This is a genomic window from Kitasatospora sp. NPDC001527, from assembly GCF_040298605.1.
GTDB lineage: Bacteria > Actinomycetota > Actinomycetes > Streptomycetales > Streptomycetaceae > Kitasatospora.
Genome location: NZ_JBEPAM010000101.1, coordinates 1 through 9,107, shown reverse-complemented (window position 1 = coordinate 9,107; position 9,107 = coordinate 1). Strand labels below are relative to the sequence as shown.

At 69.9% G+C, this 9,107-nt stretch carries 10 protein-coding genes and 1 pseudogene; 9 read left to right on the top strand and 2 right to left on the bottom strand.

What is annotated here, in order from left to right; genetic code table 11:
* Window positions 1–450 precede the first annotated feature (450 nt).
* Window positions 451–966, top strand: coding sequence for an RNA polymerase sigma factor (locus ABT238_RS38315; protein WP_502891500.1), 516 nt, complete (start codon window positions 451–453; stop codon window positions 964–966).
* Window positions 966–2,006 carry a hypothetical protein gene (locus ABT238_RS38310; RefSeq protein ID WP_350807160.1) on the top strand — a complete coding sequence of 347 codons (1,041 nt, stop codon included), beginning with the start codon at window positions 966–968 and terminating at the stop codon, window positions 2,004–2,006. The genes ABT238_RS38315 and ABT238_RS38310 overlap by 1 nt, the downstream gene beginning before the upstream one ends.
* Here the strand turns inward: ABT238_RS38310 and ABT238_RS38305 are convergent.
* Window positions 1,958–2,468: pseudogene (locus ABT238_RS38305) on the bottom strand (restriction endonuclease). The gene ABT238_RS38310 and the pseudogene ABT238_RS38305 overlap by 49 nt on opposite strands.
* A 520-nt stretch (window positions 2,469–2,988) precedes the next feature.
* Here ABT238_RS38305 and ABT238_RS38300 point away from each other — a divergent pair.
* The 3 genes from ABT238_RS38300 (at window position 2,989) to ABT238_RS38290 (ending at window position 5,196) form a co-directional block, all read left to right on the top strand.
* Complete coding sequence (locus ABT238_RS38300; RefSeq protein WP_350807156.1) at window positions 2,989–3,189, top strand: hypothetical protein; 201 nt, start codon at window positions 2,989–2,991, stop codon at window positions 3,187–3,189.
* A complete protein-coding gene (locus tag ABT238_RS38295) occupies window positions 3,186–4,190 on the top strand; it encodes a hypothetical protein (RefSeq protein ID WP_350807153.1) in 1,005 nt (334 codons plus the stop codon). Before ABT238_RS38300 ends, ABT238_RS38295 begins: the two co-directional genes overlap by 4 nt.
* Window positions 4,191–4,425: 235 nt before the next feature.
* The gene (locus ABT238_RS38290; RefSeq protein ID WP_350807150.1) at window positions 4,426–5,196 is read left to right on the top strand and encodes a DUF4328 domain-containing protein; all 771 of its coding nucleotides are present in this window, start codon (window positions 4,426–4,428) and stop codon (window positions 5,194–5,196) included.
* Here ABT238_RS38290 and ABT238_RS38285 read toward each other — a convergent pair.
* Entirely contained in the window at window positions 5,156–5,713 is a 558-nt protein-coding gene (locus ABT238_RS38285; protein ID WP_350807147.1) for a hypothetical protein, read from the bottom strand. The two genes, ABT238_RS38290 and ABT238_RS38285, sit on opposite strands and share 41 nt — an antisense overlap.
* Window positions 5,714–6,380: 667 nt before the next feature.
* On the opposite strand from ABT238_RS38285, the gene ABT238_RS38280 reads away from it, so the two are divergent.
* The 4 genes from ABT238_RS38280 to ABT238_RS38265 form a co-directional block, all read left to right on the top strand.
* On the top strand, window positions 6,381–6,977 hold the full coding sequence (locus ABT238_RS38280; protein ID WP_350807144.1) for an RNA polymerase sigma factor: 597 nt from the start codon (window positions 6,381–6,383) through the stop codon (window positions 6,975–6,977).
* Complete coding sequence (locus tag ABT238_RS38275) at window positions 6,977–7,759, top strand: hypothetical protein (protein ID WP_350807141.1); 783 nt, start codon at window positions 6,977–6,979, stop codon at window positions 7,757–7,759. Before ABT238_RS38280 ends, ABT238_RS38275 begins: the two co-directional genes overlap by 1 nt.
* A 194-nt stretch (window positions 7,760–7,953) precedes the next feature.
* The gene (locus ABT238_RS38270; RefSeq protein ID WP_350807136.1) at window positions 7,954–8,343 is read left to right on the top strand and encodes a hypothetical protein; all 390 of its coding nucleotides are present in this window, start codon (window positions 7,954–7,956) and stop codon (window positions 8,341–8,343) included.
* A gap of 311 nt (window positions 8,344–8,654) precedes the next feature.
* Window positions 8,655–9,107 (top strand): Uma2 family endonuclease (locus tag ABT238_RS38265; RefSeq protein WP_350807132.1); only part of this gene is annotated, 453 nt, incomplete at its 3' end.

Here is a 9,107-nt window from a genome sequence, read left to right as displayed (position 1 = left end):
GGATGTCGACGAGCGGTCCGCTCCCCGCCCCGCACCGACCGCGCTGGCCCGCAACCCGCTCGCCGACCACACCGCCTACCAGGAACTACGCCGCCCCGAAGAGAATCCTCCGACTAGTTAACGTTCAGCCCTTCTCTGGGCTCTTAGTTGTAGAAGTGTTGAACGAAAGCGGAGGAGTGCTGGTGGATTCCGTCACGGGTTCGGTTGTGGTGGCAGTGCTGGGACTGGTGGGCGCGTCGATCACCCTCGTGGGGCAGTTACGGCCACGCCGGCGGAGTTGTCCCCGATCCTCTTCGCCTCCTCCGGTCATTGTCGTCCTCGCGCTTCGTTTGCGTGACGCTGACGAAGACGACTCGGGACGGCTGGTGGAGCAGGAGAAGCGAGGTTGCGGCGCGCATGAGTGATACCGGCCCAGACGGGGAGGCCGTCTCGGCGGCGCCCCTCGGACGTCTGTCGGCCCCCGACAGCGGTAGTGGAACAAGCCCCCGAAACGGGGAGTTCGCGTACTTCTACCGCACCTGTCTTCGCAGGCTGGTGGCGTTCTTGATGTGGCAGGGGGCTCCGGCGCCCCTGGCTGCAGAGCTGGCCCAGGACACGATGGTCAAGGCATATGCGAGGTGGGACCGTATCCAGTCGCCGGAAGCATGGTGCCGCAGGGTTGCGTCCCGCGAGCTGGTGCGCGCCTTCAGTCGCGTCGAAGAAAGTATCGAGGAGCTCGATTTCGAACCGACCTCACTGTTGCCGTCACCAGGGGAAGCAGAGGATTGGGAGCGGCAGCAGGATATTTTGAATCTACTGAAAGGACTACCTCCCCGCCAGCGGCAAGTTATGGCCTGGACACTCGACGAATATTCCCCGACAGAAATTGCGGCTGAATTGGGAATGAAGCCGTCGGCAGTCCGGGCCAGTCTCTTTAAGGCCCGCCTGGCGGTTTCCAGAAAGATGACCGAGCGAGAGGGGGAGTGATGGGCGATAATTGGACCCCTGGGCGCCTGAGCCGTGAATTCCCGGACCAGCTAACGGATTTGCAGAAAACCTTCCTGGACGGGCTTGGTGATCACCTCGACGTGGAGGCTGGGCTGCGTGAGGTGATGATCTGTACCCAGCACAAGAATCTCACCGAGGGTCTGGATGCGGTGCTGGATGTTGAGGCCGGGCTCGCGTCGATCACCTCCCAGACCACTGCCAGGACCGAGTTCGAGGAGGCAGCCGCACCCCTCTACGACGTTGGTCTGATGCACCAGCGGTTCGAGTTGATCGGCCCCGAGCAGCGACTGGTGCTTCGGGAACACCCGCTGGTGACATCGGCGATCCTTGCTGACCTTCTCATTCGCACAGTGGTGCTGGCACAGGATCTCACCTACGGCCTTGGATTCGGCCGGTACCACGGGATGCCGTTGAAAAGGGCTTCTTTCGTTGCCCAGGGCATCGCCCGAGGAATCGCCCATGAGCTGGATGGCCGGGCTGCTCTTGCATGGGAGCTGCGAGACATGGCGCACGAGATCGTGGCGCTACTGGAATCCCACTACCCAGCGATCGACCAGGCGGGAGTAATTGGGCAGATCCTCGTCCGAGAAATGGCGGCAACAATCGACCAGCGGGTGAGAAGTGCTGATCACCCGGCTATCGCAGAGTTCCTGCGAGCCTGCCAGGTATTCATGTATGCGGTGCGTGGAGGTGACCTTTCTCGAGCCGTGCAGGAAGTGGAATATCTCACGCGGGCGCTGGCTGTTCAGGTCGGCGAACTGCTCGGGATCGGCGAACCAGAATCCCTTGACCTGGAATTTCTTTCCGAAGTTCTGGACGACTTCACCACTGCCGATCTGAGTACCGCAGACCTCACCCAGGTTGACCTTGCAGGAGTGCGCTGGTCGGAGTTCCGCACGCGGTGGCCGGCCGAGATCAGCGTCGACCAGCTCAGGGAGGATTCGCGGGAGACGCTGCCAGGGTCCGGCGTCTACATTGTCCGGCCAGGAACCGGAACGCGGGATGTCACCAGGGTCTGAGATTGAGATCGCGGCGAGGCAGGAACCGGAGTCCGCCGGTGCGGTGACCCCGACTTCAAGCACGTCCCGTTGGGAGGTCTGATGGGCGGGGGGCTGTCAGTGTCAGGGGGGCGGCCGGTGCCTTCGGCCCACAGGGCGAGTGCGCGGTGGTCGGTCAGGCGGATGCCGACCTGGGCACAGAACGCGGCGGCCGGCTTGGTGAACGTGCTGGTGGTGACGACGGCGGCGAGGTCGCAGCCGTGGGTGTCGCGGTAGGTGCCGTTGACCTTCTGGACGTCCTGCGAGCCGACCAGGGTCTTCGGCCCGTAGCGCTTGGCCTGGATGAGGATGCGCTGCCCGGTGGGGGGTCGTGGCGAGCACGTCGGCGGCCAGGTCGCCGGCTCCGCCGACGACGGTCACCCGCGTGCAGCCGTCGCGCCGGCACAGGTCGGCGAGCGCGTGCTCGAAGGCCTTCGGGCTCATGGACATGAACGCGCTGATGTGGCGCAGTCGGGCGGTGCGTGCGTGGTGGGCGCGGCGGTCGGCGGCGGCGCGGGCGCGTACTGCGACGACCGCGGCGGTCAGGGTGATCGCGATGATGCCGGTGAGGGCGAGGAGGTGGTGGGCCAGCCACTGGACGGCGACGGTGGCCAGGGAGAAGGCGACGAGGGCGCCCACGCCGAGCAGCACGGCCTGGTCGCGGGCCTGCCGGCCACGACGGCCTCGGCGGGCGGTGGTGGTGGTGCGGCGGCGTGCGGGCCTGCGGGCCACGGCGTTCCCCTCCTGGTCCACGGTGTGGCGGTGAGCCTAGGGGTGGCCGGCGTCGCGGCACCGGGGATCCGGTGAACCGCACGGCCGGCTGCGGGGACTTGACCGGATCCGGATGGTGGGAGGCCGAACGGCCTGCACCGGTTCGGCCTGTTTTCCCTGATCCGGGCCCGCCGTTGGCGGACTTCTGGCATCCTCACCCAGAGTTTCCGGTATGTGACACGGGGTGGGATTGGTGCAGTACACGATCAGCGCGAGCGCGTTCCTCGCGATCATCATCATCGTCCGCCTGCGCCGGCGGACCGAGGCCCGCTCCCGCAACGACGAACTGGTGACCGTGCTGAGCGCCGTCACCCTCGGGGTCCTGATCGCCGCCACCCCGCTGGGCCAGAGCATTCACCAGCTCGTCGAAGCGGTCGTCAGGGCCTTTCAGTGACCGCCCCGGGCTGGCGGCACCCGCTGCGACGGCTCCACCACCGTCATGTCGAGAAGAAGCTCGCACCGGCCATAGAAGCGGCGGACGCCCTCGGCGTTCCGCTCGACGCCATCAGGATCCGCGCCGCACTCACCTACGAGCCAGCAGGGCCGGGCGTGTTCGCCCTGCCGGCAATGCTGACCATCGCCATCTGCTCCGTGCTCGCCGCGTACAACGAGTCCGGGTGTACCCCGGGAGGCCGCCTGACCCCGGAACAAGGGGCGTGTGCGCCCAGTGCCACCGTGGGGTTCGGCATGCTTGGCATCGCAGGGTTCGTCTTCCTCGTCGTCGCGGCTGCGGTGGTGACCTCCATCCGCGAGGGACAGAACATCAACCCGACCTACCGGCCTTTCTACCAGGCGTTCGACCTCCTGCGAGCCGCCGCGGACCTGGCCGGCTCCGATCCCGCCGGCCGCTACAGCGAAACGGTCGCGCTCAGCCGCAAGGCCGTCGAGCTCCGCCAGCCGCTGCGGGTCGCCATCAACCACACCACCGCGACCTTCGGCACCGGCAAGGAACTCAAGGCCACAACGAACCGGCACATCGAGCGGGTGGAGGCTGCCCTTGGCCTGGCTGCCGACGACCTGCTCGTCGACAGGCGGGCGGCGGCCCGGAAACTCGGCGTCCTGGCCGCCAGCATCTCCAACAACCTCGCGCACGACCGCTTCACCGGGCTGCTGCCGGAGGCCGCTCTCCCTGCTGCGGCTGCCCTGGACCCGGACCGTCTCGATGGCAGGCGGCTGATGAAGGCATGCCGCCTGGCTGGCATCTTCGTCTTCGTCTTGGCAGTGGCCCTGGGTCGGTTCGGTGTGGAAGCGGTGATCCTCGTCCCGGCCGCGCTGGCCGTCTGGCTGGTGGTCTCGTTCCTGCTCCTGTGCCACCGGCACGGCCTCGCCGAAGCCACCCGACTCATCCGCAGCATCCGCTCACTCCTACCTGTGAGCCCAGCCCCACCAGTATGACGCTCGGTCGACCAGGATGAAGCCGCTACCCGAGCTGCGGTGGCCGCCGGAAGCCAGGCAGTCTCTCGTGGACCATTTGTGGCGATACCAGCCTCTGAACTGGGAATTCTCGCTGGCCGGCTGCGGCGCAGGTCCCCTAGAGTCGGCGCGCCCGCCCCGGTCGGGGCGATGGTGTACCGGCGCGCGTGTGCGCGAGCGGTGCTTTCCTGGAGGGGGCGATCTGATGGTGTGTGTGGTGTGCGGGGCACGTCCGGCGGGGACGGACAGCGGGCGCTGCTACGGCTGCGCGGAGGCGTCCCCGGGGTGGGCGGCGGCGCTGCGTCCGCCGAACGGCCTTGCCGCGGCCCTCTACGTCCTGCTGGGGCTGAACGCTGTCCTGGCGGCGGTGGTCGTCGCGGCCGACGTCTGGGAGGACGTGCTCCTGGGCGGCCTGCTGGACGGGTCCGACGACGTTCGGTTCGACGATCTCGACTCCGTGATCTCCGTGACCGACACGGTGAACGGGCTGACCGTTCCGCTGTTCCTCGCCACCGTGGTCGTGTTCGTCATCTGGTTCCACCGGATCCGCCGCAACGCCGACCTGCTGCTGCCAGGCGGACACCGCCACAGCACCGGCTGGGCCATCGGCGCCTGGTTCACCCCCGTCGTCGGGCTCTGGTTCCCCTGGCAGCTGACCGCGGACTGCTGGCGGGCGAGCGCGCCGCTCGACGCCGAGGGACGGCGCCGCACACCGTCCGAGACGGTGGTCGCCCTGTGGTGGGCCACCTGGATCGGCTCGCTCCTCGTCGGCCGGATCGCCTCCTCCATGACGCGCCAGTTCGATCCGGTCTTCAGTGACCTTGAGAGCCTGCGCGACGCCATCCGGTTCGAGGCCGCCGGCTTCGCGCTGCGCCTGGTGGCGGCGGTGGCAGCGATCATGGTGGTCAACCGCCTGACCGCCATGCAGCAGCAACGCCGGGCCGACATCAACCCCATCGCGGCCAGGGCCGCTCAGGAAGCCCGCTAGGCCGGCTCCGCAGCAGCTCAACGACCGCCGCTCCAGACGCCGATCCCCGGTCCATGAAGCGGATGCCCAGCTTCCGGACGGAGCCGACGCCGCCCAGCGGCGTGCTGCGGTCGACGCCCACCTGCACCAGCACGCGATGCCGCGCGCCAAGCGGAAAGCACGGGCCGAGGCGGCGCGCCGGGCGTTGCCGGGCGAGGACTTCGGCACCGAGCGGGCGGGTGGGCTGTGCGGGTCGTGCTGGGCCGTACGGTCCGTCCGCACCGTGGTGGGGAAGTGCGTGGACCTGGCCCTCGCCGCCTGCGCCGACCTCGCCGACCACCGCGACGTCAACACCGTCGCCCGCTGGGTGCAGTCCGAGCTGCGCGCGGCGATGGCCACCGCCCGACCGGCCAGCGCTGGCCGCGAGAACGTCGCTCCAGCACGCCGTCCAGGGCATCGCCGACCTGGCCATCAGTCTCGCCACCAGGTAGGCCGAACTCCAGCGCACCATGGCGACCCTGGTGACGACGGTCGGCACGCTCGCCACCGGTCAGGACGGCCTGCGGCAGGACGTCCGGGCGCTGAGGGGGCCGGAGAGGGCTGAGCGGCGCAGCAGCAGGTGAGGGCCCCGGGCGACCGGGGCCCTCACCGTTTGCGGAGCAGCTCTTCAGTGCCGGCGCGGGCGTCGGAATGTGTCCTGCGGGTCACTTTCCCGGCCAGCAGCGTGCGCGGCCCGGACCGTTCGGGCGGGCCCGGGTGGTCCGGCGGAGCTTTAAACGCGTGATCTAGGTCACTCGATCACGGCTTTCAGGGGTGCGCACGTGCTCGAATCTGCAGGTCAGCACGCTATGTACATTTTCCGTCACGTCCGGTCATCAAATGACCGCTGAATCGGATCAACGCGAGCCCCGCTCGCAACGGTTCTCCTTGTGCGCCCTACGGGCGCCGGTGCACCGCCGGTGCGCCGGACACCGGATGAGCAGAGAGGGGGGAGCAGCGTGCGGACGTCTCTGAGGCCCTGCCAGACGCCGACGGGTGTCGGTGCCGGCAGGAAGAACCGGGAGAAGTGCGACACGGCGGGCCTGGCCCGCTTCGCTTCCCAGGCGCCGGGGACCGCCCCCGGCGCCCGTCGCCGCTACGGCGGCCTCTACCGGATCACCCTCGCCAGCTGCGTCGCAGCGGCGACCGTCGTACAGGAGGCAACGGTGACGACACCGTTCCCGGGCGATGACCAGGAGGTCCTGGAGCAGGACCCGATGAGTGCGCTCGCCCTCGACTTCACGGTGCTCTACGTGGAGGAGGAGGGAAAGTGGCTGCGCTACGCCATGGGCAGGCTCAGGAACCGGGCGGACGCCGAGGACGCTGTGCAGGACGCGGGGATCCGGTTGTACGAGAAGTGGGACCGGGCCCTTGGAGGCCCGGACATCCAGTCGGTGCGGGCGTTCGCCTGGAAGCTGGTGCGGGACTCGGTGGCCGATGTGTTCCGCCGCCGCGGCCGGGCGGATGCGAAGACGCTGAAGCTGATCCAGCAGGCCGGGCCGGAGGACACCGGGCACGAGCCGCTGGACCGGCTGGTGGAGCGCGACGAACTGCGTTGGGCCCTGGAGGAGCTGGCGAAGGTGTACCCGGTGCAGGCCGAGGTCGTGCGGCTGCGCCAGCTCGCGGTGGACTACCCGACCATCGCGGCGGTCTGCGACATCGCCCCCAGCACGGCGAAGACCTACTTCAGCCTGGGCACGCGCCACTTGGAGTACCTGCTCGCTCCCCGGAACGATCACCAAGGACGAGGGGACTTGACGTGATGAACATCCACGAACTGCTGCAGGACGACGCCGAGGAACTGGGACGGGAGCTTGAAGACCACGACCCCGTGGCGAGCGTGCGACGACTCGCCGTACGTATCGCCGAGGGCGACCGACCGGCCCCCACCCGCACCGTCGGGCGGTCCGAGCGCGCCCCGGTGGCCCCCCGGGCGGCCACGGCGCCGCCCGCCTCGCCCGTACGCGCCCCACAGAAGCGTGACCACCTGGACGTGGTGGCCGCCTCCGGCCGGGCCGATCTGCGCCGTGACCTGGGGCACCTCTGCGCCGCGGTGGTGAGCCAGACCCCTCCCGAGACGTTCGCCGCCCCGTTCGCCGGCCTCGCCTACGACGGCGGCGCGGCACGGGTCGTCGGCTGCCTGATGTACGGGCTCGGGCAACCCCTGTGGGCCGAGTTCTGGTGGGAGGTCGCTGCGGGCGCGGACGACGAGCTCGCCGCACATCTGCTCGCCGTCCACTTCGCCGGAACCGGGCGAAGGGAGAAGGCCGACCTCTGGCAGCGGCGGGTGACCGAGGTCGCCGAGGACCGGCTGCCCGAGCAGGGCGCGGTGTGTATCGGTGACCCGGCCGAGGTCGCCAAAGTGCTCAGCGTCCACATCGAGGGGGCGGGGGAGCAGGTGCTGCTGGACATCGTCGGGCAGTGGCCGGCGACTCCCCCGACGGCGGCCCCGCAGCGCCGGCCGGCGGTCGCGGAGCGTCGGGTCGCCCGGAGCCGCTCCCCCCGACGCAGGGGATTGCCCGAGCACGCCGTGCGCAGCAAGTAGCCCGGGACGCCTTGGCCGGCTGCGCCGCAGGTTGGCCGAGCCGGGCCGGATCGCCGCGACGGCGCTGACCGGTGCTCTGGCCGGCCAGGTCGTCGGGGCCGTGGCAGACCTGGTCCGTCTGCTCGTGTGCGGGAGTTGACCCTGGTGCCCGGACCGGTACGGTCCGGGCACCAGGCGTCCCCGGCGAGGCGTGGATGTGTCCCCGGTTCGAGCGGGACCTGGCCCTCGCAGCCGTCACCGAGGTCATCGCCACCTACCACCACCGCCTCGCCCTGGGCGCCAGCCCCGAGGCCATGGCCTCCCTCGCCGCCCCGATCAACGCGCAGAAGCGGACCCTGGCCGACGAAGCCTTCGCCCGGGTGCGTGCCGCCGCCAGCAGGGACCACCGACAGCCCCGGCCCGATGACGCGGTGCGGGAAGACACCGAGGTCACCTCCCGATTCGCCACGCAGGCAGAGCTGGACGCCCTGGGCTACACCAGCGACGTCATCGTCACCCAGACGGTCCGCACGACCGTCCGGGCCGACAGCACCCCGATCGTGCGGTGGGTGGATCCCGCTGACCTCGACCCGGACACACCCTGAGCCACTCCCTGGCGCCACCAGGGGGAGGAAGCACCGATGACATCTCCGTGGTCGACGCCTGCCAGGCCGCGCTCGACGAAGCCGCCGCCGGCGCGAACCGCCACGCCGCCCCCGCCCGTGCCACCCGGGCCGGGACGATCCCGCCGCGTACCACGCACCAGCCGCAGCCGGCCCCCGTCCGCGCTACGGCACGGCCCCCGATTGTGACTGGCCTGGCGGGGCCGGTCCGCCGGACGAATCCGTGAGCCGGTACCGCCGGACGTTCCCGCCGGGGACAATGAGGGCAGGCGCCAAGTAGTGAGGAAGGATTCGTGAGCGTTGCAGTTACCGAGCACAGCGGGCCGTGGACCGTCGAGGACGTCCTGGCCCTGCCCGAAGACCCGCGCAACCGGATCGAGCTCGTCGGGGGAGCGCTGCTGATGAGCCCGAGTCCCGGTGTCCCGCACCAGCGCGCCAGCCTCCGCTTCGCCATGCTCCTGAGCGCCGCCATCGACTCGGCCAGCGTGCCGCTGGAGGTGCTGGAGGCCGTCAACGTGGTCGTGCCCGACGGCCTGCTGATCCCGGACCTGGTGATCGCCGACGCGGCGGCCGCCGCCGAGGCCGGCACCACCCTGAGCGCGCACGACGTCGTCGTGGCCGTCGAGATCGCCTCGCCTTCCACCCGGGTCGCCGACAAGAAGATGAAGCCGTCCCTGTATGCCGCGGCCGGCATCCCGCACTACTGGCGCCTCGAACTCGACCCCGCCCCGCGCCTCTACCTCGGC